General features: G+C 69.7%; 29 protein-coding genes. 17 read left to right on the plus strand and 12 right to left on the minus strand.

The window, feature by feature from the left end; translation table 11 throughout:
• Nucleotides 1-57 precede the first annotated feature (57 nt).
• A complete protein-coding gene (locus ACLJRL_RS01910; protein ID WP_410654223.1) occupies nt 58-423 on the plus strand; it encodes a hypothetical protein in 366 nt (121 codons plus the stop codon).
• A 10-nt stretch (nt 424-433) separates the two neighbouring features.
• Nucleotides 434-1,267 (plus strand): hypothetical protein, encoded by an 834-nt coding sequence (locus tag ACLJRL_RS01915; RefSeq protein ID WP_410654224.1) that lies wholly within the window; start codon nt 434-436, stop codon nt 1,265-1,267.
• 4 nt (nt 1,268-1,271) lie between these two features.
• On the opposite strand, the gene ACLJRL_RS01920 is transcribed toward ACLJRL_RS01915, so the two are convergent.
• Nucleotides 1,272-1,745 (minus strand): Lrp/AsnC family transcriptional regulator, encoded by a 474-nt coding sequence (locus ACLJRL_RS01920; protein ID WP_410654225.1) that lies wholly within the window; start codon nt 1,743-1,745, stop codon nt 1,272-1,274.
• A 58-nt stretch (nt 1,746-1,803) separates the two neighbouring features.
• On the opposite strand from ACLJRL_RS01920, the gene ACLJRL_RS01925 reads away from it, so the two are divergent.
• The gene (locus ACLJRL_RS01925) at nt 1,804-2,922 is read left to right on the plus strand and encodes a trans-sulfuration enzyme family protein (RefSeq protein ID WP_410654226.1); all 1,119 of its coding nucleotides are present in this window, start codon (nt 1,804-1,806) and stop codon (nt 2,920-2,922) included.
• 62 nt (nt 2,923-2,984) lie between these two features.
• Nucleotides 2,985-3,368, plus strand: a complete 384-nt coding sequence (locus tag ACLJRL_RS01930; RefSeq protein WP_410654227.1) for a DUF6401 family natural product biosynthesis protein — start codon at nt 2,985-2,987, stop codon at nt 3,366-3,368.
• A gap of 34 nt (nt 3,369-3,402) precedes the next feature.
• On the opposite strand, the gene ACLJRL_RS01935 is transcribed toward ACLJRL_RS01930, so the two are convergent.
• On the minus strand, nt 3,403-4,350 hold the full coding sequence (locus tag ACLJRL_RS01935; RefSeq protein ID WP_410654228.1) for a mechanosensitive ion channel family protein: 948 nt from the start codon (nt 4,348-4,350) through the stop codon (nt 3,403-3,405).
• Nucleotides 4,351-4,447: 97 nt separating this feature from the next.
• Complete coding sequence (locus tag ACLJRL_RS01940; protein WP_410654229.1) at nt 4,448-4,666, minus strand: FmdB family zinc ribbon protein; 219 nt, start codon at nt 4,664-4,666, stop codon at nt 4,448-4,450.
• A 50-nt stretch (nt 4,667-4,716) separates the two neighbouring features.
• On the opposite strand from ACLJRL_RS01940, the gene ACLJRL_RS01945 reads away from it, so the two are divergent.
• Nucleotides 4,717-5,841, plus strand: coding sequence for an alkaline phosphatase family protein (locus tag ACLJRL_RS01945; RefSeq protein ID WP_410654230.1), 1,125 nt, complete (start codon nt 4,717-4,719; stop codon nt 5,839-5,841).
• A gap of 28 nt (nt 5,842-5,869) precedes the next feature.
• Here ACLJRL_RS01945 and ACLJRL_RS01950 read toward each other — a convergent pair whose 3' ends face one another.
• Nucleotides 5,870-6,433, minus strand: coding sequence for a class I SAM-dependent methyltransferase (locus ACLJRL_RS01950; protein WP_410655129.1), 564 nt, complete (start codon nt 6,431-6,433; stop codon nt 5,870-5,872).
• A 51-nt stretch (nt 6,434-6,484) separates the two neighbouring features.
• Here ACLJRL_RS01950 and ACLJRL_RS01955 point away from each other — a divergent pair, with 51 nt between their 5' ends.
• Nucleotides 6,485-7,237: an AraC family transcriptional regulator gene (locus ACLJRL_RS01955; protein ID WP_410654231.1), complete on the plus strand. Its 753-nt coding sequence runs from the start codon at nt 6,485-6,487 to the stop codon at nt 7,235-7,237.
• A gap of 26 nt (nt 7,238-7,263) precedes the next feature.
• Nucleotides 7,264-7,551, plus strand: a complete 288-nt coding sequence (locus ACLJRL_RS01960; RefSeq protein WP_410654232.1) for a hypothetical protein — start codon at nt 7,264-7,266, stop codon at nt 7,549-7,551.
• 1 nt (nt 7,552) lies between these two features.
• Here the strand turns inward: ACLJRL_RS01960 and ACLJRL_RS01965 are convergent, their stop codons facing one another.
• On the minus strand, nt 7,553-8,053 hold the full coding sequence (locus ACLJRL_RS01965; RefSeq protein ID WP_410654233.1) for a GNAT family N-acetyltransferase: 501 nt from the start codon (nt 8,051-8,053) through the stop codon (nt 7,553-7,555).
• 40 nt (nt 8,054-8,093) lie between these two features.
• Here ACLJRL_RS01965 and ACLJRL_RS01970 point away from each other — a divergent pair, with 40 nt between their 5' ends.
• Nucleotides 8,094-8,843, plus strand: coding sequence for an alpha/beta fold hydrolase (locus ACLJRL_RS01970; RefSeq protein ID WP_410654234.1), 750 nt, complete (start codon nt 8,094-8,096; stop codon nt 8,841-8,843).
• Nucleotides 8,844-8,908: 65 nt separating this feature from the next.
• Here ACLJRL_RS01970 and ACLJRL_RS01975 read toward each other — a convergent pair whose 3' ends face one another.
• Nucleotides 8,909-9,742 carry a phosphotransferase gene (locus ACLJRL_RS01975; RefSeq protein ID WP_410654235.1) on the minus strand — a complete coding sequence of 278 codons (834 nt, stop codon included), beginning with the start codon at nt 9,740-9,742 and terminating at the stop codon, nt 8,909-8,911.
• 134 nt (nt 9,743-9,876) lie between these two features.
• On the opposite strand from ACLJRL_RS01975, the gene ctaD reads away from it, so the two are divergent.
• The 5 genes from ctaD (at nt 9,877) to ACLJRL_RS02000 (ending at nt 15,915) form a co-directional block, all read left to right on the plus strand.
• Nucleotides 9,877-11,655: a cytochrome c oxidase subunit I gene (gene ctaD / locus ACLJRL_RS01980; RefSeq protein WP_410654236.1), complete on the plus strand. Its 1,779-nt coding sequence runs from the start codon at nt 9,877-9,879 to the stop codon at nt 11,653-11,655.
• 85 nt (nt 11,656-11,740) lie between these two features.
• Complete coding sequence (gene serB, locus ACLJRL_RS01985) at nt 11,741-12,970, plus strand: phosphoserine phosphatase SerB (protein ID WP_410654237.1); 1,230 nt, start codon at nt 11,741-11,743, stop codon at nt 12,968-12,970.
• On the plus strand, nt 12,967-13,725 hold the full coding sequence (locus ACLJRL_RS01990) for a peptidyl-tRNA hydrolase (RefSeq protein ID WP_410654238.1): 759 nt from the start codon (nt 12,967-12,969) through the stop codon (nt 13,723-13,725). The genes serB and ACLJRL_RS01990 overlap by 4 nt, the downstream gene beginning before the upstream one ends.
• Before the next feature lie 17 nt (nt 13,726-13,742).
• The gene (locus tag ACLJRL_RS01995) at nt 13,743-15,500 is read left to right on the plus strand and encodes a serine/threonine-protein kinase (protein WP_410654239.1); all 1,758 of its coding nucleotides are present in this window, start codon (nt 13,743-13,745) and stop codon (nt 15,498-15,500) included.
• Between the two features lie 10 nt (nt 15,501-15,510).
• The gene (locus ACLJRL_RS02000; protein WP_410654240.1) at nt 15,511-15,915 is read left to right on the plus strand and encodes an OsmC family protein; all 405 of its coding nucleotides are present in this window, start codon (nt 15,511-15,513) and stop codon (nt 15,913-15,915) included.
• Between the two features lie 69 nt (nt 15,916-15,984).
• On the opposite strand, the gene ACLJRL_RS02005 is transcribed toward ACLJRL_RS02000, so the two are convergent.
• From ACLJRL_RS02005 to ACLJRL_RS02015, 3 genes are all read right to left on the minus strand, one after another.
• Nucleotides 15,985-16,338, minus strand: a complete 354-nt coding sequence (locus ACLJRL_RS02005) for a hypothetical protein (protein ID WP_410654241.1) — start codon at nt 16,336-16,338, stop codon at nt 15,985-15,987.
• Between the two features lie 57 nt (nt 16,339-16,395).
• Nucleotides 16,396-18,453 (minus strand): ATP-dependent DNA helicase, encoded by a 2,058-nt coding sequence (locus ACLJRL_RS02010; RefSeq protein WP_410654242.1) that lies wholly within the window; start codon nt 18,451-18,453, stop codon nt 16,396-16,398.
• Between the two features lie 125 nt (nt 18,454-18,578).
• Nucleotides 18,579-19,187, minus strand: coding sequence for a biotin transporter BioY (locus ACLJRL_RS02015; RefSeq protein ID WP_410654243.1), 609 nt, complete (start codon nt 19,185-19,187; stop codon nt 18,579-18,581).
• Nucleotides 19,188-19,340: 153 nt separating this feature from the next.
• Between ACLJRL_RS02015 and ACLJRL_RS02020 the strand changes: the two genes are divergently transcribed.
• Complete coding sequence (locus ACLJRL_RS02020) at nt 19,341-20,006, plus strand: hypothetical protein (RefSeq protein WP_410654244.1); 666 nt, start codon at nt 19,341-19,343, stop codon at nt 20,004-20,006.
• 6 nt (nt 20,007-20,012) lie between these two features.
• Here the strand turns inward: ACLJRL_RS02020 and ACLJRL_RS02025 are convergent, their stop codons facing one another.
• The 3 genes from ACLJRL_RS02025 to ACLJRL_RS02035 are packed head-to-tail and all read right to left on the minus strand — an operon-like array spanning nt 20,013 to nt 22,574.
• The gene (locus tag ACLJRL_RS02025) at nt 20,013-20,666 is read right to left on the minus strand and encodes a bifunctional 4-hydroxy-2-oxoglutarate aldolase/2-dehydro-3-deoxy-phosphogluconate aldolase (protein WP_410654245.1); all 654 of its coding nucleotides are present in this window, start codon (nt 20,664-20,666) and stop codon (nt 20,013-20,015) included.
• Entirely contained in the window at nt 20,663-21,238 is a 576-nt protein-coding gene (locus ACLJRL_RS02030) for a nicotinamidase (protein ID WP_410654246.1), read from the minus strand. The genes ACLJRL_RS02025 and ACLJRL_RS02030 overlap by 4 nt, the downstream gene beginning before the upstream one ends.
• Nucleotides 21,239-21,260: 22 nt before the next feature.
• Entirely contained in the window at nt 21,261-22,574 is a 1,314-nt protein-coding gene (locus tag ACLJRL_RS02035) for a nicotinate phosphoribosyltransferase (RefSeq protein WP_410654247.1), read from the minus strand.
• 74 nt (nt 22,575-22,648) lie between these two features.
• On the opposite strand from ACLJRL_RS02035, the gene clpS reads away from it, so the two are divergent.
• The 3 genes from clpS to ACLJRL_RS02050 are packed head-to-tail and all read left to right on the plus strand — an operon-like array spanning nt 22,649 to nt 24,509.
• Complete coding sequence (gene clpS, locus ACLJRL_RS02040; protein ID WP_410654248.1) at nt 22,649-22,948, plus strand: ATP-dependent Clp protease adapter ClpS; 300 nt, start codon at nt 22,649-22,651, stop codon at nt 22,946-22,948.
• Nucleotides 22,945-23,502, plus strand: a complete 558-nt coding sequence (locus ACLJRL_RS02045; protein ID WP_410654249.1) for a DUF2017 domain-containing protein — start codon at nt 22,945-22,947, stop codon at nt 23,500-23,502. The genes clpS and ACLJRL_RS02045 overlap by 4 nt, the downstream gene beginning before the upstream one ends.
• Entirely contained in the window at nt 23,499-24,509 is a 1,011-nt protein-coding gene (locus tag ACLJRL_RS02050) for a P1 family peptidase (protein ID WP_410654250.1), read from the plus strand. Before ACLJRL_RS02045 ends, ACLJRL_RS02050 begins: the two co-directional genes overlap by 4 nt.
• The last annotated feature ends 24 nt before the right edge of the window (nt 24,510-24,533 follow it).

Consider the following 24,533-nt stretch of genomic DNA (forward strand, 5'->3'; position numbering starts at 1 on the left):
CCTTTCATGACACTTCGAACCGACGTGGCGCATGCGTGAGCCGGTAACTTGAGCCGCATGCCGGTTTCCTCAGGGGTCAGGAAGCGGATCAGGCACTTCCTGGATCCGGACGACGAGATCCACTACGTGTTCCCCGCCGACGTCCTCGGCAGCCCGATTCCCAGCGTGGTCTTCGCGGTGACCCGCAAGACGATCACGATCCTGTCGACCGGCTTCTGGACCCGGAAGATGCCGAAGTCGGTGGTCGCCACGAGCTTGCGTCATCACCGGCTCGGGCCGGTGGAGACGGGGACCACCCCGTGGTTCAAGTTCAACGGCATCGTCTACGAGGTCGACGACGAGTACGTTTCTGTCGTCCACGCCGCCGACGCGGAAATCATGCGGGACGCGGCAAAACCTGAAGATCCGCTGCCGGACCTCTAAGCTCCCCGGGGTGCGCCAGCTGACATACGACGGGGTGCCGATCCCTGGCCTGAACGATCTGGTCCGGACGGCCATCCGCCTGCACCCCGCATCCGGTGAGCCCCGCCCCGACGAAAGCCACCTCGGCGGCCCGTTGCTGTGGCCGTCGGACGAGCCGTGGCCGGAGTGCCCGGTGACCTGGCCGCCCGACCCGGACGCGTCCGACGACGCGTGGACGGGCGGGCATCGGCTGGACGGGCCGGTCCCGGTGATGGTCAGCGTGGCCCAGTTCTTCCGCGACGACTTCCCCGAACTGCATTTCCCGGAGGGCACCGACGTCCTGCAGGTGCTGTTCTGCCCGCTGGAGCACGACAGCCCGCACCACCGGGGGCCCGCGGTCCGGCTGGTGTGGCGCGATTCGGGCGAGGTGGGGGACATCGCCGACCCGCCGCCGGCTCCCGAAGCCGCCGAAGCCGCGTTCCGGCCGGTGCCGTGTGTCTTCGAGCCGTGCTCGATCGACGAACTGCCGCGGGTCTGCGACTTCCCGGCCGAGACCCGGGCCGCCCTCGGTATCGCCGACGGCGCGGCCGAGGACCCGGAAGGCTGGCCTGAGCTGGGGCAGTACTCGAAGATCGGCGGCTGGACGGCCTGGTCCGCGACCGGTCCCGTCGAACTGGGCTGCCGGGACTGCGGCGCGCGACTCCTGCAGACGATCGCGCTGGCCACCGAGGAACACGAGGTCGGTTGTGGGTGCGAGGTCGCCGAGGACGCGCCGGCGGGCTGGACGCTGGGACGTCGGGGAGTGCTGAACATCTTCACCTGCCCGGCGGATGCCTCCCACCCGTTCAAGGTCCGGATCGACTGACGGCTCAGGCGGGCGGTAGCAAAGGTCCCCCGCTCCAGTGCTGGAAGACCAGGTTCGTGTGCACCCGGGCGACCTCGTCGCGCGCGGTCAGTTCGTCGAGCACCAGGCGCTGCAGTTCGCCGGCGGAAGCGGTGGCGACGTGCGCGAGGAAGTCGTCCGGCCCGGTCAGGTGGTAGACGGCACGGACCTCGGGCAGGGACAGCAGATGCTCGACGAACGAGTCCACCAGGTCCCGCCGGTGCGGGCGGACCTGGACGAACAGCAGCGCTTCGAGCGGGCGGCCGAGCTTGGCGGCGTCCACCTCCGCGCGCTGGCCGGTGATGACCCCGAACTCGCGGAGCCGGTTGACGCGGTCGAGACAGGTCGAGGGCGCGATCCCGACCGCGGCCGCCAGATCCTTGTTCGAAACCCGGGCATCGTTCTGCAGCAGACGCAGGATTTGGAGGTCGACCGTACTCAGTTCGACAGAATCCGACATCTGCGAATGATATCCGAGGATATTGCATCTGATCCGGAGAAAACCGCACCATCTCGGTATGACCGCAACGCTGCGCACCCGAGCCGTCCACGCCGGCCGTGACGACCTCACGGACCTCGGCGTCCACGCCGTCCCGCTGGATCTGTCCACGACCTACCCGTCACGGGACAGCGCCGACGAGGCCCGTCGCATCGATGAGTTCGCCACCACCGGCGACCTGTCCGGGATGCCGATCTACGGCAGGCTGAGCAACCCGACCGTCGAGCGGTTCGAGAAGGCGCTGGCCGAACTCGAGGGCTTCGACGACGCCGTCGCGTTCGCCACCGGGATGGCCGCGGTCTCGGCCGCCCTGCTCGCCGCCGTCGCGCAGGGCAAGCGGCATATCGTCGCCATCCGCCCGGTCTACGGCTGCACCGACCACATGCTCACCTCCGGCCTGCTCGGCACCGAGGTGACCTGGGCCGATCCGGCGGACCTCGCCTCCGCGCTCCGGCCCGACACCGGCCTGGTGCTGCTCGAATCGCCCGCGAACCCGACGCTGCGCGAAGTCGACATCGCCGAGATCGTGCGCGCCGCGGGCGACGTCCCGGTGCTGGTCGACAACACCTTCGCGACGCCGGTGCTCCAGCGGCCCGGACGGCACGGCGCCCGATTCGTCCTGCACAGCGCGACCAAGTTCTTGGGCGGCCACGGCGATGTCATGGGCGGGGTCATCGCGTGCGGTGCCGAGGACGCCGGGCTGCTGCGGCAGATCCGGTTCGCCACCGGTGGCGTGCTGCACCCGCTCGCGGGGTACATGCTGCTTCGCGGGCTTTCGACGCTTCCCCTGCGCGTCAACGCCGCGTCGGCGACGGCGGCCGAACTGGTCGAGCGCCTGCGCGGGCACGCGAACATCCGCGAGGTGCACTACCCGGGCATCGGCGGTCCGCTGATCGCGTTCGAGGTCGACGGGGATCCGGCCGAGGTCATCGGCGCCGTCCGGCTGATCACCCCGGCGGTCAGCCTCGGCAGTGTCGACACCCTCATCCAGCACCCCGGTTCGATCAGCCACCGGATCGTCCCCGAGGGCGACCGGCGCGATGCCGGCGTCGGTGACCGGCTCCTGCGCATGTCGGTGGGGCTCGAAGACGTCGAGGACCTGTGGCACGACCTGGATCAGGCGCTCAAGGCCTGCTGACGGCGGTGCGATCGTGATCACCAAGATGTCGACAAGTCGCCCCGGCTGGTTAACCTGGGCGGGTGAAAGATCTGGTCTCGTCCTGGGTGGAATCTTCGGCCCGTAGCACGCTTTCCCGGCTCCACCAGCAGATCGGCGTGGCCGGGATCGCCGCCGCAGCGGCGCTACCCGGGCTGTCGGCGGTCTTCGACCAGCATTCGGCAGCCGTCCGGGACATCCTCGCGGCCGGGGTCGAAGGTTCGGCCGCGGTCGCCGGGGTGGTGCTCCTCGCCGGCTACACCCGCGGGCTGCTCGACGAGGCCAAGACCAAGGGCTGGACGTTCCGCGCTCCGGCCGACCTGTCCGCTTGGAACTCCAGCGACTGGATGACCGCGCGCCTGGTCGGCGTGTGCTCGCTGGCCGCCGCGCTGGACGACCGGCAGCCGGAGCCGACCGGGAACAGGTAGGGCGGCCGGACGCCCCACCCGTTCCCGTGGAAGGTCAGCGGTACTCCGGCGGAGGGGGCATTGACCCACCGGGGGGCCGCTGGCCGGGCTCCTGAGGCGGCATTACCTGCCCCTGGCTGGGCGGGAACTGCTGGTGCTGGGCCGAGTGCTGGCCCGGCGTCCCGCCGGTCATGGCCGGATCGTTCGCGGCGTGGTGCCCGGCGGGCACCGGCTGGTGAACGGTCGTCTGCTCGCTCGGCACTCCGCCCGAGCGGCTCGCGTCTTCACGGCCTCGCTGGTAGGCCTCGGCCTGCGCCTTCGCGGCGGGGATCTCCGCCTCAGCCCGGTTTAGCCAGGTCTCCCAGCGCTGCTGCATCGGCTTGATCAGGCCACCGCCGACACCGACGACGGCGATCCCGCCGACCGTGGCGAGCACGGTGATCAGCACCGGCAGCGTGACCGCGGTGGCCACCCCGATCTGGTTCAGCGCGGCGATCGCACCGAGGCCCCAGATGAACACCGAGGCGATGGTCGCGAGCACCTTGCCGTAGGAAACGCCGCCCAGGGCGTTGCCGATCAGGTCCTTGACCGCCTTGGCGACGGCGCCGGCGATCACCACGATGACGATCGCGACGATGGCACGCGGCAGCCAGGCGACGATGTCGTTGAGCAGCGTGCTCACCGGGTTCGGGCCGAACACGCCGAACGCGATCTGCAGGGCGATCAGCAGGATCCCGTAGTAGATGATCTTGCTGATGATGCCCGAGCCGTCGACCTTGCTTTTCGCGAGCATCTGTTTGAAGCCGCCGCGTTCGAGGAGCCGGTTGAAGCCGACCTTTTCGAGCACCATGCTCACGGCCTTCGAGATCGCCTTCGCGATCAGCCAGCCGATGACCATGATGACCAGGAACGCGAGCAGTTTGGGGACGAACGTGGCGACCGAACTCCAGGCGCTGGACACGCCTTGACCGAAATCGACGGCCGCCAGTGCTGATGTGGCCACTGGGTTTCTCCCTTCCCACGACTGGACATTCCAGACTGGTTGGGGAGGGGGTACCCGGAGAGGGATCGGTCACACCAGGACCCACCCGATCGGGTGGTCAGCTACAGCAGCCGCCACCACAGCATCCGCCGCCCCCACCTGCGGGAACAGGGGCCGAGCCGGCGGAGGACGACCCGGTCAGCGCGACCGTCGTCAGCAGCTTGACGGTGTCCTGATGCCCCTCGGGGCACGGCGCGGGCGCGCTGGACTCGCTCATCGGCCGCAGCAGGTCGAAGGTCCCGGCGCATTCACGGCAGCGGTAGGCGTAGGTCGGCATTTCGTCATCATTCCATCTCCCCTCCCCGTCCGGGGTGGCAAGCTGGCCGGGTGGAACTGCCTGTCGCGGCGCACGTGCCGCACCTCGGCCAAGTCGTCCCGTCGGTCCTCTCCGCGCTGGGTGCCGGCGAGTTCGCCAACTCGCTGAGCCTGGCGGAGGCGTCCAGCGCGTGTGTCCTGCTCATCGACGGTCTCGGCTGGGAACTGCTGGCCGAACACGCCGCCGACGCACCCGTGCTCACCCAGCTGGCGAAGTCACCGCTGCGGGTCGGCTTCCCGTCCACGACCGCGGCCGGGCTCGGCGCGATCGGCACCGGGCTGGCGTCGGGGGAGCACGGTCTGGTCGGCTACACCTTCGAGGTCCCGGGCGCCGGGATCCTGAACGCGCTGCGCTGGAGCAGCCACGAGGACGGTGGCGATCTCCGCGGCGCGCTGCCGCCGCGCGACGTGCAGCCCCTGCCGACGACGTTCGAACGTGCCGCGGCCGCCGGGATCACCACCAGCGTGGTCTCGTCCGCGAAGTTCGCCCACACCGCGCTCACCCTCGCGACGCAGTCCGGCGGCCGCTACGTCGGCGTCCACGCGCTCGGCGATCTCGCCGCGGGAATCCTGCGGTGCCTTTCGGTGCGGCCGTCGTTCTGCTGGGGCTATCACAGCGAACTCGACATGCTCGGCCATGTCTACGGGCCGGGCTCGACACCGTGGCGGATGCAGCTTCGCCAGGTCGACAGGCTGGTGGAATCCATTGTGGACGAACTGCCGTCCGGTGCGCTGTTGGCCGTCGTGGCCGACCACGGCATGGTGACCGTGGAGGGCGCGCTCGACATCGACGAAACCCCCGCGCTGCTCGACGGGGTCCGGGCCATCGGGGGCGAGGTCCGGGCACGGCACGTCTACAGCGAGCCGGGCGCCGAAGCCGACGTGCTCGCGGCCTGGCGCTCGGTGATCGGCGACCGGGCATGGATCCTTTCGCGGGACGAGGCCGTCGAGGCAGGGTGGTTCGGGCCGGTCACCGACCGGGTCCGGCCGCGGATCGGCGACGTCGTCGCGGCGGCGAAGGGCCGCTTCGGGCTCGTACGCGAGTTGGCCGAGGTCGTCGAGTCGTCCATGGTGGGGCAGCACGGTTCGCTCACCCCGGCCGAACAACTCGTCCCGTTGGTCCTCGCGCGCGGCTGACCACGCCGCAACTAGAGGACGAAATGCATCAGATGGGCTTCCGGGCCGAGAACTTCACGACGCGCTTGGGGATGTGGTCGACCTTGACGTCGGTGAAGCCGACGTCCTGGAGCCTCGGCCAGACCGAAACCGGGTCGAGTGCGTTCATCGTGTCGCCGAGGTGGAGGAGCCGGAACGGCACGTTCGCGAGGCTGTCGATCGCCCGCAGGACACCGCCGGGGCGGAGCACCCGGAACGCCTCGGCGAAGATCCCGTCCTGCAACGTCGTCGTCGGCACGTGGTGCAGCATCGTGAAGCAGACGACCGCCGAGAACTCGCTGTCCTCGAAGGGCATCTTCGCGCCATCGCCCTGCACGATCCGCACCCGGCCGTCGAATTCCCGCTTCAGGAGATCCGCCGACGTCTCGTCGATCTCGAGGGCGGTGAGCCGGGGGACGAGACCGGTGAGCGCGCGAGTGGTCGCTCCGTAGCCGGGGCCGATTTCGAGCACCGAATCGCCGAGGTCGAAGCCGGCGATATTGCCCGGCATCTCGGCGGCGACGGCCTTCGCCCAAAGCGCGGAACTGCAGAGTTTGCGGTGAGCCAGGTTCATCGGCATGAATCCGAAGCTAGCCGTGACAGGCAGGCGATAGGCTGCCAAGTGATGTCGAGAATCGGACTCCTGCCGCCGATGCCGACCGCGATGGTGCTCGGCGAGATGGAGCTGCCCGCGGGCATGTGGTTCCCCTGGCACGAGCACGACGGCCACCAGCTGGCCTGGGCGGCCCGGGGGATCTTGAGCGTGAACATCGGCGAGCAGTACTGGGTGCTGCCGCCGACGAGGGCGTTGTGGATCCCCGCCGGGGTCCATCACCGGACCGGCGCCACCGCCCACACCGTGCTGCGGGGGATCTACGCCACGCCGGACCGGTGCCCGGTGCGGTGGCCGGGACCGCGGCTGGTCGCCGTCCGGCCGTTGCTGCGGGAACTGCTGGAACACCTCGGCTCGGACGGCCTCGATGACGACGCGCGCCGCCGCGCCGAGGCCGTCGCCTTCGACCTGCTCGAACCGGTGGACGTCGTGCCGATCAGCGTTCCGATGCCGTCCGACGGCCGGGCGTTGCGGGTCGCGCGGGCGGTGATCGGCGACCCGGCGGACCGTCGAGGCCTCGCGGACCTCGCCCATGACGTGGGTGCGAGCGAACGCACGCTCGCCCGGCTGTTCCTCAGCGAATGCCGGACCACGTTCGGCGCATGGCGGGTGCAGGCGCGGCTGCGCGCGTCCCTGCCGCTGCTGGCCGAGGGCATGCCCCTGACCGCGGTCTCCCGCCGGATCGGCTACTCGTCCCCGAGCGCGTTCGTGGTCGCCTTCCGCCGGGCGGTCGGTGTGACGCCGGGCTCGTACTTCGGCGGCTGAACGGACCCTTTGGATACGGTTTCAGGGTGCCTCGACGTAACCGGCCCGATCGCGACGGGCGCGCAGACCTCGGCGCGTCCACCGGCTGGGCGCGCTCCGAATCCGCCCAGGACGGGGACTGGCTGGTTCGGACCGTGCCCGGCGCGCAGGCCACCAAGTACTACCGCTGCCCCGGCTGCGACCACGAGATCCGGCCGGGGACCCCGCATCTGGTCGTCTGGCCCGCCGACGAGACCGGCGGCATCGCCGACCGCCGCCATTGGCACAAGCCCTGCTGGGACGCGCGGGGCAGGCGCCGCCCCGGCCGCTGGTGATTCAGCGCCTCAGGTGAAGTGAAGGCTCTCCCTCGAACTCCTCCTCCGTGTGGATTTTGAACCCGAGCCGCTCGGCGACCCGGATCGACGGTTTGTTGGACACCATGATGTTGGCGATAATCGGCACGTCGGTCACCTCGCGCTCGGCCCAGTCGACGACGGCGCCCGCCATCTCCGTCGCGTAACCCTTGCCCCAGGTGAACGGCCAGAAGCGATACGCGAGGTTCAGCACTCGCTCGCCACGCCATTCGTGATAGCGGACGCCACCGAAGCCGGCGATCTCGTCCGGATCGTCCAAGGTGGACACCGTGAGATAGCCGAAGCCGTGCTCGGCCCACTGCTTCATCCAGGCGTCGAACAGTTCCTGTGCACCCTCGATGGTGTGCGGGACCGGGTTGAACTTGTTGGTCTCGGGATCGGCCTGCAACGCGACGATGTTCTCGCGGTCTTCCTCGCGCAGGCGGCGCAGCAGCAGCCTCTCCGTTTTGATCTCTGTCAGCACAGATCTGACGGTAGACCCCGGGTGCGACAGAATTATCGCCATGACGGCTCTCCCCCTGGTCCTGCTGCACGCCTTCCCCGTCGACGCCCGGATGTGGGACGCGGTGCGAGCACCGCTTTCCGAACGCTTCCGGCTGATCACGCCCGACCAGCGAGGGCTCGGCCGGAGCCCGTTGCCGGAGACCGAGCGGGAGCCCGGCTTGGACGACGCGGCCCGTGATGTCGTGGCGCTGCTCGACCGCCTCGAACTCGACCAGGTCGTCCTCGGCGGCTGTTCGATGGGCGGCTACCTGACGATGGCGGTGCTGCGCATCGCGCCGGAACGCGTGGGCGGACTCGTGTTCATCGACACGAAGGCGACGGCCGACACCCCTGAGGCCGTGCAGGCACGGCACGACCTCGCGGACCGCGTCGAAGCCGAAGGCGCCGGGTGGCTGGCCGAAACCGTCACGCCCGGGCTGCTCGCCGAGAAGACCCGCGCGGACCGGCCTGAAGTGGCCGGACGGCTGGGCGAACTGATCACGGCGCAGCCGCCGTCGGGGATCGCGTGGGCGGCGCGGGCGATGGCGGCGCGCCCGGATTCGGTCGAGCTCCTGCGCTCCGCGGACGTTCCGGCGCTGGTCGTGGTGGGCGAAGAAGACGGCCTGACCCCGCCGGCCGCGGCGAACACCCTGGTGGAGGCCTTGCCGGACGCGACACTGGTCGTACTGCCGGAGGTGGGACATCTGACGCCGCTGGAGGATCCCGCCGGAGTGGTCGAAGCGATCTTGGGCTGGTATTCCGCGGATTGACGGGTCGTGAGTGATAAAGATCAGTTCGAGACGATGCCCGCCGGTCTACTTCCGCAATTAGAGGACTACTTGCGGAAGTACCGGTCCAGGGCCGCCTCGGCCTCTCCGCGTCGCTCCGGGAACCGCTGCGCGATCACGAACCGCCACGGAACCTCGAACAGCCGTCGCAACGCGATGAACGGCTCCAGCGACGAAGGCGCGACATCGGCCGGATACGCGGCCAAAGCCGAGGGACCCGACTCCGCGTAAAGGACGCCGAGGTCCCAGCCGAGCGGTCCACGCCAGGTGTCCTCGAAGTCGAGCCAGCACGGCCCGGCCGCCGTCGCGACGACGTTCCCCGAATGGGCGTCGCCGTGCAGCGGCCGGGCTTCTCCCGCGGGAAGTGCGGCCACGACCCGTTCGAGTTCTTCCCGCAGCCGGGGCGCCGCGCCGCCCATCGCCGGACCGTGCCGGTCGAGCAGGGTCCGGAGGTCTTGGACCGGCCCGAGTTCGGGCAGTTCACCGGGGTAGTCGGCGAGCGCCTCGTGCACCCGGAAGAGCGATATCGCCACCTCTCGCGGCGACAGCGTGCTGCCCGGTTCATGCGGCGTGTAATGCCAGAGAGTGACCGGCAGGCCGTCCGCGAAATGCGGTCCGGCCGGGGGATCGGTGGTCGGTGAGACGACGAGCACATCACGTTCCGTGAGGTGCTTCGACAGCGCGACGTCCCGCGCGAGCCACTCCGCCGGATCGGGCCGGGCGAAGAGTGTCGTGCCCGGCACCCGCGCCACCACGGAACCCAGCCTCACCAGCACGTTCGACTTGAAATGCAGGACCTCCGGATCGCCGGTCGGCAGCCCGAATCGCTCACCCACCGCGATCGCCGCGGCCACCCCCGCACGCGTGTATTCGTCGGCCACGGCGCGATCTTGCCAGCCGGTGCGCGCGACGGTGGGTAGTGAGGGCTACGATCCTCACTAGCCGCCGAACGGGTCCCGAACCCGGCCGACGGCGGAACATTGACCACCACAAGGTTTGAGTGTTGGAGGCAGGAGTGACGGCCGTAGCCCCCAAGCCGATCGCAACGCGCCCATACCCCGCGCGCGAGTCGGTTAAGGGTTCGTACCTGCTGCGGTTGTTCCGCACGACGGACCACAAGCAAATCGGCATCATGTATCTGGTCACGTCGTTCGCCTTCTTCATGGTGGGCGGCGCGATGGCGATGCTGATCCGTTCGGAGCTCGCCCGCCCGGGACAGCAGTTCCTGTCCCAGGAGCAGTACAACCAGCTCTTCACGATGCACGGCACGATCATGCTGCTGCTGTACGCGACGCCGATCCTCTTCGGATTCGCGAACTTCGTGCTGCCGCTGCAGATCGGTTCGCCCGACGTCGCCTTCCCGCGGCTGAACGCGTTCTCGTACTGGCTGTACCTCTTCGGCGGCCTGATCGTGATGTCCGGCTTCCTGACCCCGGGTGGCGCCGCCGACTTCGGCTGGTTCGCCTACACCCCGCTGTCGGACGCCATCCACTCGCCTGGCGTCGGCGCCGACCTGTGGATCGCCGGTCTGGTCGTGTCCGGTCTCGGCACCATCCTCGGTGGCGTCAACATGATCACCACGGTGATCTGCCTGCGCGCCCCCGGTATGACGATGTACCGGATGCCGATCTTCACCTGGAACATCCTGGTCACCAGCATCCTGATCCTGCTGGCCTTCCCGATCCTGACCGCGGCCTTGATGGGCCTGCTGGCGGACCGGCATCTCGGGGCGCATGTGTTCGACCCCGCGAACGGCGGCGTGATCCTCTGGCAGCACCTGTTCTGGTTCTTCGGCCATCCAGAGGTCTATATCGTCGCTCTACCGTTCTTCGGGATCGTGTCGGAGATCTTCCCGGTCTTCAGCCGCAAACCGATCTTCGGTTACAAGGGCCTGGTCTGGGCGACGCTGGCGATCGCCGCGCTGTCGGTGGCCGTGTGGGCACACCACATGTACGCGACCGGCGCCGTGCTGCTGCCGTTCTTCTCCTTCATGACCTTCCTGATCGCGGTCCCGACCGGCGTGAAGTTCTTCAACTGGATCGGCACGATGTGGAAGGGCCAGCTGTCCTTCGAGACGCCGATGATCTTCTCGATGGGCTTCATCGTCACGTTCCTCTTCGGCGGTCTGACCGGCATCATGCTGGCCGCGCCGGCGATCGACTTCCACGTGTCCGACAGTTACTTCGTCGTCGCGCACTTCCACTACGTGCTCTACGGCACGATCGTGTTCGCCACGTTCGCCGGGATCTACTTCTGGTTCCCGAAGATCACCGGCCGCATGATGGACGAGAAGCTCGGCAAGTGGCACTTCTGGACCACGTTCATCGGCTTCCACGCCACGTTCCTGGTGCAGCACTGGCTGGGCGCCGAAGGTATGCCGCGGCGGTACGCGGACTACCTGACCAGCGACGGCTTCACCACGCTGAACACGATCTCCACGATCGGCGCGTACATCCTCGGTGCCTCGACGCTCCCGTTCATCTGGAACGTCTTCAAGAGCTACCGGTACGGCGAGATCGTCACGGTGGACGACCCGTGGGGCTACGGCAACTCGCTCGAATGGGCGACATCCTGCCCGCCGCCGCGGCACAACTTCACCGAGCTGCCGCGGATCCGGTCCGAGCGCCCGGCGTTCGAACTCCACTACCCGCATATGGTCGAGCGCATCCACAAGGAGGGTGAGATCGGCTTCTTCGGAAAGCAGAAGGTCAACACCCACCGCGCACCGTCCCAGGTGCTCACCGAAGCGGTCATGCCGGGTGATCACTCCAAGGACAACTCCAGCGAAAAGTAACGCGACCAAGTGAAGGCGCGTGCCCTGTCTCACATCGAGGCGCGGCACGCGCTTTTTCTCTGCCCGGCTAAGGAAGACTGAGCCCGTGACGCAGACTCCCGTCCTCATCACCACCACCGGCCCCGACAAGCCGGGTGTGTCCTCGGTGCTGTTCGCCGTGCTGTCCCGCCACGACGTCGACGTGCTCGACGTCGAGCAGGTGGTCATCCGCGGCCAGCTGGTACTCGGCGTGCTCGCCGGGGTCTATCGCGACCCCGAGGGCCTGCAGGAGTACGTCGAGCAGGCGATGGCGTCGGTCGGGATGCAGGTCGAGGTGAAGATCGGTTCGGCGATCGGCGCCGACCCGTTCGCCATCGGCCAGAAGGACTCGACGCATGTCCTGCTGATACTCGGCCGCCCGGTGACGGCTCGGGCGTTCTCCGACGTCGCACGGCGGCTCGCCGCGCTGAACGTCAACATCGACTCGATCCGCAGCGTCGCCGACTACCCGGTCACCGGGCTGGAGCTGTACACCTCGCTCGCCCAGGACACGAAGGAAGCCGACGCCGCCCTGCGGACCGCGCTGGCCGACGCCGCCGTCGAGGCCGGGATCGACATCTCGATCGAGCGGGCCGGGCTCGCCCGCCGGGCCAAGCGCTTGGTCGTCTTCGACGTCGATTCCACGCTCATCCAGGGCGAGGTCATCGAGATGCTCGGCGCGCACGCCGGCGTCGAGCCGCAGGTCCGCGAGATCACCGAGGCCGCGATGCGCGGTGAGCTGAACTTCGGCGAGTCGCTGGAGCGCCGGGTCGCCCTGCTGGAAGGCCTGCCGGAGACGGTGCTCGACGAGGTCGCCGCGTCGATCGAACTCACCCCGGGCGCGCGCACGACCATCCGCACGCTGAAGCGGATGGGTTTCCGCTGCGGTGTGGTTTCGGGCGGGTTCACCAAGATCATCCAGTCCCTTGTGGACGATCTCGGCCTCGACTTCGCCGCCGCGAACGAGCTCGAAGTGGTCGACGGCAAGCTCACCGGCCGCGTGGTCGGCGAGATCGTGGACCGCGCGGGCAAGGCGACGGCCCTCCGTCGCTTCGCCGAGGAGTACGAGATCTCGCTGGAGCAGTGCGTCGCCGTCGGCGACGGGGCGAACGACATCGACATGCTGTCGGTCGCCGGAATGGGCGTCGCCTTCAACGCGAAGCCGGCGCTGCGCGAGGTCGCCGACACCGCGCTTTCGCACCCGTACCTCGACGCCGTGCTCTTCCTGCTCGGGGTCACCAGGTCCGAGATCGAGGCCGCGGACGCGGCCGACGGTCTCGACTTCTCCCGGCCATGAGCGTGCTGGAGCCGCTGGCCGCGCGCTACGCGTACTGGCTTGGCCTCCCCGCCGAGACTACGGAAGACACCTCGGACGAAGACCCGGCCGAAGTCCGCGCCATGCCGGTGATCCTCCGGATGGAACGCGCCGAACCACCGTCTCGGACGGCGCTGCTGGAAGCCGCCGCCGCGGCCGCTGTCGCGGTCTGTCTCGACGAGCGCGCCGAACCCGAAGGGGAGTGGCACGAGCCGCTCCAGGCCTGGGTCGACGGCCGGATCCGCAAGGTCGCCCGCCGCGCGCGGGGCGCGCACTGGCAGGCGGTGCAGGAACTGCCGGGCATCACGATCGAGGTCGACGGCGCCGAAGCGCGGGCTTTGGTCCCCGGCCGCGTCGCCGATACGCCGAAAGAGGTTTCGCGGCTGCAGATCTCCGGGAGCGAACTCCCGGCCGACGAACCCGGCCCCGCCCCGGACGGCGTCCCGCGGTTGCTGCTGAACCCCGAGGTCACGATGACCGTGGGCAAGGGTTCCGCCCAGGTCGGGCACGCGACGATGATCCTGGCTTCCCTGCTGGACGAAGCCGGACTCAAGGCCTGGGCCGAGACCGGGTTCCGGTGCTCGGTGCGGACCCCGCCGGTCGCGACCTGGAAGGCGTTGTGCCCGGTCGAGGATCCCGAAGGCTCGTGGCGGCGCGACGGCGTCGTCGCCGTCCGGGACGCCGGATTCACCGAAGTCGATCCCGGAACGGTCACCGTCATCGCCCAAAGGGCCTGACCTCTTATACTCCCCTCATGGGTGACCGGCTGATCGCCGGGCGCTACCGCTTGGAGGAGCGGATCGGCGCCGGGGGAATGGGTGTCGTCTGGCGTGCCACCGACAAGGACCTCGGGCGGGTCGTCGCGCTCAAACGCTCCCAGGCCGGCGACAGCGGTCAGATCCGGCGAGAGGCGCGGATCGGTGCGGGTCTCCATCATCCGAACGTGGTTACCGTCTTCGACGCGGTGATCGACGGGGACGACCGCTGGCTCGTCATGGAGTACCTGGCCTCGCGCAGCCTCGCGGAGATCCTCGAAACCGACGGCCCGCTTCCCACCGGCAAGGTGGCGAAGATCGGCGTCCAGCTCGGCGCGGCGCTCGCGGCGATGCACGACAAGGGCATGGTGCACCGCGACCTCAAACCGGGGAACGTCCTGGTGGCAGAGGACGGCACGGCGAAACTCACCGACCTCGGCATCGCACAGTGGTCGGAGGTGACGCGGACCGGCGGCGGTCTCGATGGCGGGACGCCTGGTTACGTCGCGCCCGAGATGGCCGAAGGGCAGCAAGCGGGAGCCGCGGCGGACGTGTTCTCCCTCGGCGCGACGCTCTTCGCCGCCGTCGAGGGCACTTCGGTCTGGGGCGACGCGAATGCGGGACCGTTCGTCCAGCTCCGGCGGGCGGCCGCGTACAACCTTGAGCCGATGCGGGAAGCCGGTCCGCTGGCACCCGTGCTGACCGAGTTGCTGCGGCGCAAAGCCGCCGGCCGGCCGAGCGCCGAGCGAGCCGCGAGACTGCTGGCCGAGTTCGCCGATGTCGACGCTCTCGTGCGGCCGCGAAGGAGCCGGGTACCGAAGCGGGCCATCGCGATCGGAGCGGGTGCCGCGGTGCTCGCGCTGGTGGCAGGCCTGATCTACGTGGTGAAGGAGCCGGCGTCGATGGCGGCGCCCCCGCCCGCGGCGCCTGCCGGTTCCGTCGGCGACCCGCGAACCGCGGATCCCTGCGCGCTGCTGGACCCGTCCGTGCTGAAGCAGTTCGGCACGCCCGAACTGGACACGGCCAACGGCAACTTCAACGCCTGCGGCATCTTGCTGCGCATGAGCCCCGATGACGGGGACATCGTCGACGTCCGGCTCGAACTGACGTTTCCGAAATCGCCCTTGCTGGAGAAGCCGGTACCGGGGCGCCTGATCGTGCGCGAGGTGCCGGGCCTACCCGAAGAGAAGTGTGAGCGGGTCATCCCGCTGCCGGACGGCAACCAGATCTGGGTGCACGCCAAGCACATCCAGGACTGGCACGCCCACCTGTGCGATTACGTCGATCCGGTGGCCGTGCACGCGGCCGCCATGCTGAACCGTGAGCCGATCAAGCGGCGTCCCGCTCCCTTCCCCGCCGGGACACTCGGGACTCTCGACGCCTGCGTTCTGGGCGGATCCCTGATGCCGGGGATCGTCGACGGCCCCGCCGCGCCGGATCCGGTCTTCGGCAACTGGGAGTGCTACTGGAACCATCGCGAGATGGAGGTGACGATCCGGTTCGAACGAGCGTGGGCACCGTTCGAAGACGAGGGCAGGCGCGTCGCTCTCGGATCGCGGGAGGCCTTCGTCGAGGTCTCTTCCGAGTGGGAGGCTTGCCAGGCCGAGATCCCGCACCGGACCTTCACCGGCGACGGCCGTGCCATGATCGAGACGGTGGAGATCTACGTCTCGGACAAGGTCAAGCCGCCGCAGGAGATGTGCCCGGCGGCGGAACGGCTCGCCGGGGAGATCGCGCCCAGGCTGCCGCCACTCTGAAAGGAAGCCCGTGTCTTTGGAAGTCCAGCGCGACGGCGAGCACCGCTTCGTCGGCCGCAACGAACGCGGCGCCGAAGTCGTGATCGGCCGCAAGGGTGCCGAAGGCGCCTTCTCGCCCGCCGAACTGCTTCAGATCGCGGCGGCGGGCTGCTCGGCCGTCACGGCGGAGAACCTCATCACGCGCCGGATCGGCGAGGACTCGAAGTTCCGGGTCGGCGTGACCGCGGACCAGCGTGAGGGTGTTTCGGAACTCGACGCCGTCCACGTCGCCTTCGACGTCGACGTGTCCGCTCTCGCGGCGGAAGACCGTGAGGCGCTGGCCGCGGCGGTGGATCGCGCGATCGAGCGGCTGTGCACGGTGAGCCGGACGCTCAAGAAAGGCATCCCCGTCACGGAAAGCTTCCCGGTCGATTAGGTCCCGGATGCTATGAACGGCCCGTTACTTGCAAAATTTGCAAGTAACGGGCCGTTCATAGCACTGGCTCTAGTGCTTGGCGGGGTGGCTTTCGGAGCTCCAGACCACGTACGCCTCGTCGGCGTCGGTGGTCATGGCCTCGATGAACTTCTCGTTGTCGAAGCCGGGCAGCGTCTGCAGCCGCTCGATCAGCGCGTCGGCGGCCGGGTCGCCGCTGGGGATCGCGGTGCCCTTGCCGTCGGTGCCGGCGAGCATGAAGAAGACGTCTTCCTTCCACGGGCCTTCAGGGATCACTCTGACCACCACTGCGGACAGCTCCGACCAGGTGACGGCTTCTTCGCTGCCGTCCGCGAGCTGGCGCCGCACTCCGGTGTCATCGACGCTGACGGTCCGGGATTGTGCGTTGGGCGACTCGTGGGACAACCGGTTCTCCCTGTCTTCGGCGTTCCGTTAACGGTACTCGGCCGTGTCGCAGGCCACTCAGGCCGGGGCGGCGGCATCGAGACGGCGTAGTGCGTCCCGGGCGACCTTGGGGTCGGTGGTCGGCCAGAACGGCGGCAGTGAGGCACGGAGGAATCCGCCGTAGCGAGCCGTGGACAGCCGCGAATCCAGGATGGCCACGACTCCGCGGTCGGTGACCGAGCGGTGCAGCCGTCCGGTGCCCTGGGCGAGCAGCAGCGCGGCGTGTGTCGCGGCGACGGAGAGAAAACCGTTGCCGCCCCTGGCCTCCACGGCCCGTTGCCGCGCGGAGGAGACAGGGTCGTCCGGGCGGGGGAACGGGATGCGGTCGACCACCACGAGCTGGAGCGACGGGCCGGGTACGTCGACGCCTTGCCACAGCGACAGCGTGCCGAACAGGCAGGTGCGCACGTCTTCGGAGAACTTCTGCACCAGGAGACCGGTGGAATCGTCGCCCTGGCAGAGGATCGGCATGTCGAGCCGCTCACGCATCTCCTCTGTGGCCTGTTTCGCCGCGCGCATCGAGGAGAACAGGCCCAGCGTGCGCCCGCCCGCGGCCTCGATCAGCTCGGCCAGCTCGTCCATGGTCGAGGGCTGCAGGCCGTCGCGCCCCGGCGGCGGCAGGTGCTTGGCCAGGTACAGGATGCCGTTGCGTTTGTGGTCGAACGGCGAGCCGACGTCGAGCCCGGTCCACTTCGGGCCTTCGGCGTCGTCGCTGTCGGCGGGGGCGGCCTTCTCGGTCGCCGTGCCCGGTGACTTCTCGACCCTGGCCCCGCCGGGCGGGAGACCCCACTGCCGGGCCATGGTGTCGAACGTTCCGCCCAGGGTCAGCGTCGCCGACGTGAGGACGGTCGTGTGCTGGTTGAACACCCGCTCGCGGAGCAGGCCCGCCACCCCGAGCGGCGCTACCTTGAGCGCGGGCGGACGTGGATTCGACGAGAACCGGTCCCCGGTCAGCCAGACGACGTCGCGCTGGTGCGCCTTGTCGTCCTCGAACGCTTCGAGCAGCCGGACCGCGGTGTCGTGGACCTCTTCGAGCAGCGACCTGGCCAGCTTCCGGGCCGTGGCCTCGCCGACCTCTTCCTTCCGGTCCTTGCCGAGGGCGGTGAGGCAGCGGTGCGCGGCGTCACGGACCGCGGGGACCGCGCCGGTGAGGGCCTGTGGCAGCGAGTCCATCCGGCCCGAGGGCAGGTCGTCGAGGATCAGGGCCAGCCCGTCGCTCGCCTCGTGGAGCTGGTCGGCGACCTCGTCGTCGACCAGTTTCCCGCAGCGGCGCGCGGCGGCGGAGACCATGCCGCTGGTCAGTTCGCCGGTCGCCACCGAGGTCACCCTGTCGACCAGGTCGTGCGCCTCGTCGATGACCACCAGGTCGTGCTCGGGCAGTACCTGGTAGCCCTGCAGCGCGTCGATCGCCAGCAGCGCGTGGTTGGTGACCACGACGTCGGCCTTGCCGGCCTCGGCGCGGGCCTGCTCGGCGAAGCAGTCGGTGCCGATGGGGCAGCGCGACGCGCCCAGGCATTCCCTGGCCGTCACGGAGACCTGGCGCCACGCCTGGTCCGTGACGCCGGGGACCAGTTCGTCGCGGTCGCCGGTTTCGGTGTCGGAGGACCATTCCCGGAGCCGCGTGACCTCTTTGCCCAGCCGGGAGACCGCGAACGGGTCGAACAACTGCTGGTCTTCCGGCTCCTCCGGGGCGCCGCCGTCGAGACGGTGGAGGCAGAGATAGTTGCGGCGGCCCTTGAGGATCGCGAAGGTGGGTTCGCGCCCGAGAGGCTTCTTCAGCGCCTTCGCCAGCCGGGGGAGGTCGCGGTCGACCAGCTGACGCTGCAGCGCGATGGTGGCCGTGGAGACCACGACCGTGGCCTCCTTCTCGACCGCGTGCCGGATCGCGGGAACGAGGTACGCCAACGACTTCCCGGTGCCGGTGCCCGCCTGCACGGCCAGGTGCTCACCGGTGCGGATGGCGTGGCCGACCGCATCCGCCATCTGGACCTGGCCCTCGCGCTCGGCACCACCCACGGACTCGACCGCGTGGGTCAGGAGTTCGAGGACACCGGGGAAGTCAGCACGGGAGGGCACGGGACAAGACGATAGCCGGGCCCACCGTCAAGATCGGTCGCACCGTGCAATGAACGGCCCGTTACTTGCGAAATTTGCAAGTAACGGGCCGTTCATAGCAGCGCGAAGTGCGGTGAAAGGGCCGGTCACGACTCCCTACGGCTGTGCTTGTCTTCACTGAGAGGCGAGACCACCGCCCAGGTGACCGGGAGCAACGCCGCCGCGACGGCGATCTTGAGCGCGTCCCCAATGAGGAACGGGACGACGCCCTTCTCCAGCGCGGTCGACAGGCCGAAGCCGGTCGAGGCCATCAGCCACGGCACGCCGACCGAGTAGATGACGAGGTTGCCCAGCACCATCGTGCCCGCGGTGCGCAGCGGCGTACGGTCGCCGCCGCGACCGGCGAGCGCGCCCACCAGGGCGCCGGCGAAGACGAAGCCGACGATGTAACCGGCGCTGGCGCCGAACAGGCCCGAGGAGCCGTTCTGGAACCAGCCGAAGCCCGCGGCGCCGACGGCGAGGTACAGCGCCATCGACAGCGCGCCGCGCTTCCAGCCGAGCGCCGCGCCGACCAGCAGGGCGGCGAACGTCTGACCGGTCATCGGCACCGGCGAGCCCGGCACGGGGATCAGGATCTGCGCGGCCGCGCCGGTGAGGGCGGCACCACCGGCGACGAGGACCGCGTCACGGGTCAGGGCGCCGGGTACGAGGTCGGCGAGGACCGGACGGCGGCCGGCCACAGACAGCGAAGACACTCAGACCTCCTATGAGTACACGAATGTGAACCGAGGTTAACGCCAGACGTCGCCCTGAGAACCGAATGTCGGGCACCTCACGGTCCTGGCCCGACCACTCGTCCGGGTGGCGTGGACCTGCGCCGGTCAGCCTTGTGGTGGAGGCTGCCAACCATGACGAAACCCAGGGCGGCGGGGCGGCTGCTGTCGGTGACCATTCTGACCGGAGCGCTGGTGGCGGGAGGCCAGGCGACGGCGTGGGCCGAACCGGCGTCGGCGTCGGCGTCGGTCGGGTCGCTCGACGTGGAGATAGGCAACGAGCACGTCGTCACCGGCGAACTCGCCGAATGCAGCGTGGACGGCCCGCTGACCGCGCGGACGGCGGGCGGGGCCACCGGTGACTTCGCCCGGTTCGGCGGCGGTGACTCGAACTGCGGCCGCACCGGCACGGTGGCCGTCGCCGAGGCGACCGGACGGCGGTTCGAGACGGACCTGCTCAAGCGCTACGGCGGCCCGGTGATCAAGGTCCGCACGTTCATGGCCAAGTGCAGTACCACCAAGGACGGCAGCCTCGGCTACATCGAGTTCGGAGACGTCGCCGGGTTCACGCTGCCCGAAAGCATCCCGCAGAACTACCGGCTGACCATCGCGGGCGGCAAGGGCGGGACGGCGCTGGCCTCGCTCACGGTGAACGAGTCCGTCACCCCCACCCCGCCCGACGGGAGCCTGGTGACGCACATGCTGCACATCAAGCTGTTCCCGCAGGGCGGCGGCCCGGCCAAGGGCGACATCTACCTCGGCACGGCCCGCTGCAACCCGTACGGCAAGAAACCCGCCTGACCGCGTCTAGTGCGCGTGGGCGTACTTCGCGGCGGCGGCGACGAATTCACTCGCCCGGGTGGCGAGGTCGGAGAGCGAACCGCTCGAGGTGAGCGCGTCGCCGAGCAACGGCGTCGCGGCGGCGACGGCGATCGAGCCCGACTCGAGGTACTTCGCGACGTCGGTCAGGTGGACCCCGCCGGTCGGCACCAGCGGGATGTCCGGCATCGGCGCCCGGATCGCCCGCAGGTAGGCGACCCCGCCGACGGCCGCGACGGGGAACACCTTCACCGCGGCAGCGCCGAGGCGCCACGCCTGGTCGATCTCGGTCGGGGTCAGCGCCCCACAGATCACCGGGAGCCCGCGTTCGTGCGCGCGCTCCAGCACCAGCGGGTTGACCGTCGGCGTGACCAGGAACGTCGCGCCCGCGTCCGCCGCGATGTCCACATCGGACGCCTCACGGACGCTCCCGGCGCCGACCTGCGAGTCGTCGCCGAGGTTCTTGCGGATGGTCGTGATGGCTTCCGGTGCTCCCGGCGTGGTCAGCGTCGCTTCGAGCACCCGGATGCCCGCCGCGTGAAGCACCGTCGCGGCATCGGCGAACCTGCTCGCGTTGTCGGCCCGCAGGATCGCGACGAGCCGGTTTTCGATCAGTGAGTCCTGGAGGTCGTGCTGGATCATGCGGACGGAACCGGGGCCTTTCCGGTGTAGGTCACGCCGGCCTCGTCGAAGTCCTTGAGCGCGGCGTCGACCGTCGGCTGCGAACCGCCGACGGTGAGGTCCAGCAGCACCCGGACGGTGAAGCCCGCCTTCGCCGCGTCGAGCGCCGTCGCGCGTACGCAGAAGTCGGTCGCGATACCGACGACGTCGACCTCGGTGACGTCGTGCTCCTTCAGCCAGGCTTCGAGCGTCTTGCCGTCGCGCGCGTTGCCCTCGAAACCGGAGTACGCGGCGGTGTACTCGCCCTTGGAGAAGACCTCGCCGACCGGGACCACGTCGAGCGCGGGGTGGAACGACGCGCCGGCCGTGCCCGCGACGCAGTGGCGCGGCCAGCTGTCCTTGAAGTCCGGCGTCTCACTGAAGTGGTCGCCCGGATCGATGTGGTAATCGCGGGTGGCGACGACGTGCGCGTAGCCGCCCTCGGCGGCCAGCTTCGAAATCGCTTCGGCGGCCGCGGCACCGCCGGGCAGGCCGAGCGACCCGCCTTCGCAGAAGTCGTTCTGCACATCGACCACGATCAGGGCGGTCCCCATGTCTTGCTCCTGAGTCTTCTTGTCAGAGGAAAACGGTCGGAATGGCGGGATCGCCGTGCGAGAGCTTGAGACCCTCCCACGGCAGGCTCACCAGTGCCCGCCGAAGACGCTGGCGCGCGTCGTCCAGTGTGGGCAAATCATCCACCGTCCGGCCGTCCCGGACCAGGGGAATCTGCAATTCGTGGTCGTTCGGGCCCGGTTCCGGTACGTCCGAGGACGGCGTTGCGGCGGTCGAGATCACCTCTTCGACGGCGGTGCCGGTGCTCCGGTGCCGCCGCAGCGCGGATTTCCGGCCACCGCGGGACTCCTTGTGCGCACTGCGCTTGGCGACGGGTTTCCCGTCGACCTCGACGAGCTTGTAGACCATCCCGGCGGTCGGCGCGCCCGAACCGGTGACGACCGAGGTACCGACGCCGTACGCGTCGACGGGTTCCGCCCGCAGCGCGGCGATGGCGTGTTCGTCGAGGTCGCCGGACACCACGATGCGGGTGTCCTTGGCACCGAGGGAGTCGAGTTGCTCGCGGGCCTTGCGGGCCAGCGGGCCGACGTCGCCGGAGTCGATGCGGATCGCGCCGAGTTCGGTCCCGGCCACCCGGACGGCCGCTTCGATGCCCTTGGTGATGTCGTAGGTGTCCACCAGGAGTGTGGTGTCGGCACCCATCTTGTCCACCTGTGCGCGGAACGCCTCTTCCTCGCTGTCGTGCAGCAGCATGAACGCGTGCGCGACCGTGCCCCGCGTCGGGATTCCGTAGCGGCGCCCGGCTTCGAGGTTGGACGTCGTGGCGAACCCGGCGAGATACGCGGCCCGCGCGGCGGCGACGGCGGCCCACTCGTGCGTGCGGCGGCCGCCCATCTCGATGATCGGCCTGCCGTGCGCGGCGCCCGACATCCGCGCCGCCGCGGACGCGATCGCGCTGTCGTGGTTGAGGATCGAGAGGATCAGCGTCTCCAGCACGACGGCCTCGCCGAAGGAACCGGTGACGGTCATGATCGGGGAGCCGGGGAAGTAGAGCTCACCCTCGGGGTAACCGACGATGTTCCCCGAAAAGGAGTAGTCCGCGAGCCACGAAAGGGTGGCGTCGTCGACTACGGCGGTCGCTTCCAGCTGGCTCAGCTCGGCGTCGCCGAACCGAAAGTCCCCGATCGCGTCGAGGACCCGGCCGGTGCCCGCGACGACGCCGTAGCGGCGGCCGTCGGGCAGACGACGTGCGAAGACCTCGAAGACACAGGGCCGCTCCGCGGTCCCGTCGGCGAGGGCGCTGGCCAGCATGGTCAGCTCGTAGTGGTCGGTGAGCAGCGCGGTGCCGGCGCCAGTGGTCGCCTCGGGGAAGCCCATGGTGCCAGCCTATTCACTCACATGGCCGGACCTGCCAACCCGTACCGACTTGGGCCCGTGACACCATGGAGTGCATGTCCACGCCTGTCGCATCCGAGCAGACGCAGGTTGATCCACAGGGAGTAGAGGTCGTCTCTGAGGAGCAGCCCTGGCGGACGGTCGTCTGGAACGATCCGGTGAACCTCATGTCGTACGTGACGTACGTGCTCCAGAAGCTGTTCGGTTACAGCCGGGACCACGCGACGAAGCTGATGCTCGACGTGCACCACAAGGGCAAGGCGATCGTGTCGTCCGGTTCCAAGGAGAAGGTGGAGACCGACGTGGCGAAACTGCATGCCGCGGGCCTGTGGGCGACCATGGAGCAGCCGTCATGAACGGCTGGCGCCGTAAGGGCGAGACCATCGTCGCGGGCTTCGAGCAGCAGGAGGCCGCGGTACTTCGCGGTCTGGTCAGCCAGCTGGAGGACATGCTCACCGCGCGCGCCGAGGAGGCGCCGCAGGACGAGCTGGCCGAGCTGACCGGGATCCGGATGGGCCCGACGGAGTCGCCGGACGACCCGGTGCTCTCCCGGCTGCTCCCGGACTTCCACAAGCTCGACCCGGACAACCCCACGCGCGAGGACATCGACTCGGCCGCCGCGATGCGGTCGTTGCACGAGCCCGAGCTGCTGGACAAGAAGGTCGGCGTCGCCAAGATCGTGCTGGACACGCTGCCGCGTGACGGCGGGAACGTGCGGCTGACCTTCGAGCAGGCGGATGCCTGGCTGGGCGCGCTCAACGACGTCCGGCTGGCGCTGGGCACCGCGCTCGACGTCACCGACGACATGCCCGACGAGCTGCCCGAGGACGACCCCCGCGCGCCGCATCTCGGCGTCTACCACTGGTTGACCTGGGTGCAGGAGACCCTCATCCAGTCGCTCAGCTCATGAGCGGCGGCGGGATCACCGACGTGCCGGGGGTGCTGGTCGGGCACCACGAGCGGGTCGGTGACGGCTGGTCGACCGGGACGACGGTCGTGCTGGTGCCCGGCGGGGCTGTCGGTGCCGTCGATCAGCGGGGTGGCGCGCCCGGGACGCGGGAGACCAACCTGCTGGAACCGGAGAACCTGGTCCAGCACGTGAACGCGATCTGCCTGTCCGGCGGGAGCGCGTACGGCCTGGCCGCGGCCGACGGCGTGATGCGCTGGCTCGCCGAGCGGAACCTGGGGATCCCGGTCGGGACGCAACCGCACGAGGTGGTGCCGATCGTGCCCGCGGCGGTGCTGTTCGACCTGCCGCGAAGCGACTGGGGCAACCGCCCGGACGCGTCTTTCGGTTATGCCGCTTGTGAAGCGGCCGTGGCCGGTCCTGTGACCCTGGGGACCGTCGGTGCCGGCGCCGGAGCGAAGGCCGGGTCACTCAAAGGTGGGATCGGGACGGCTTCCGAGCGGGTCGGGGACTTCACCGTCGGCGTCGTCGCCGCGGTGAACGCGGCCGGTGAAGCGGTCGACATCGCGACCGGCCGTGCTTTCGCGGCGGATCACGAGGTCGACGGTGAGTTCGGCGTCCGCTGGCCGGACCGGCCCGGCGACGTCGAACCCAAGGCGGCCGGGCTCAACACCACGATCGGCGTGGTCGCGGTCGACGCGGCGTTGTCCAAGGCGGAGGCGCGGCGGCTCGCCGTGGCCGCCCAGGACGGCCTCGCCAGGGCCGTGCGCCCGGCGCACACGATGTTCGACGGCGACACGGTCTTCGCGCTGGCCACCGGCGAGCGGGAACTGCCCGGCGGCGCGGGCCCGGTCGCGGCGACGATGCGGGCGGCGGTGCTGGACACCCTGTGCTCGGCCGCCGCGAGGGCGTTCGGGCGGGCGATGGTGCACGGTGTGCTCACCGCCACTTCGGCCGGCGGCATGCGCGCTTACCGGGACGTCTGGCCCGAAGCGTTCTCCATGACCTGAGGGTAAAGCGCTCCTGCTAATACT

Source organism: Amycolatopsis sp. lyj-112, from assembly GCF_046549055.1.
In the GTDB taxonomy this organism is placed as follows: domain Bacteria; phylum Actinomycetota; class Actinomycetes; order Mycobacteriales; family Pseudonocardiaceae; genus Amycolatopsis.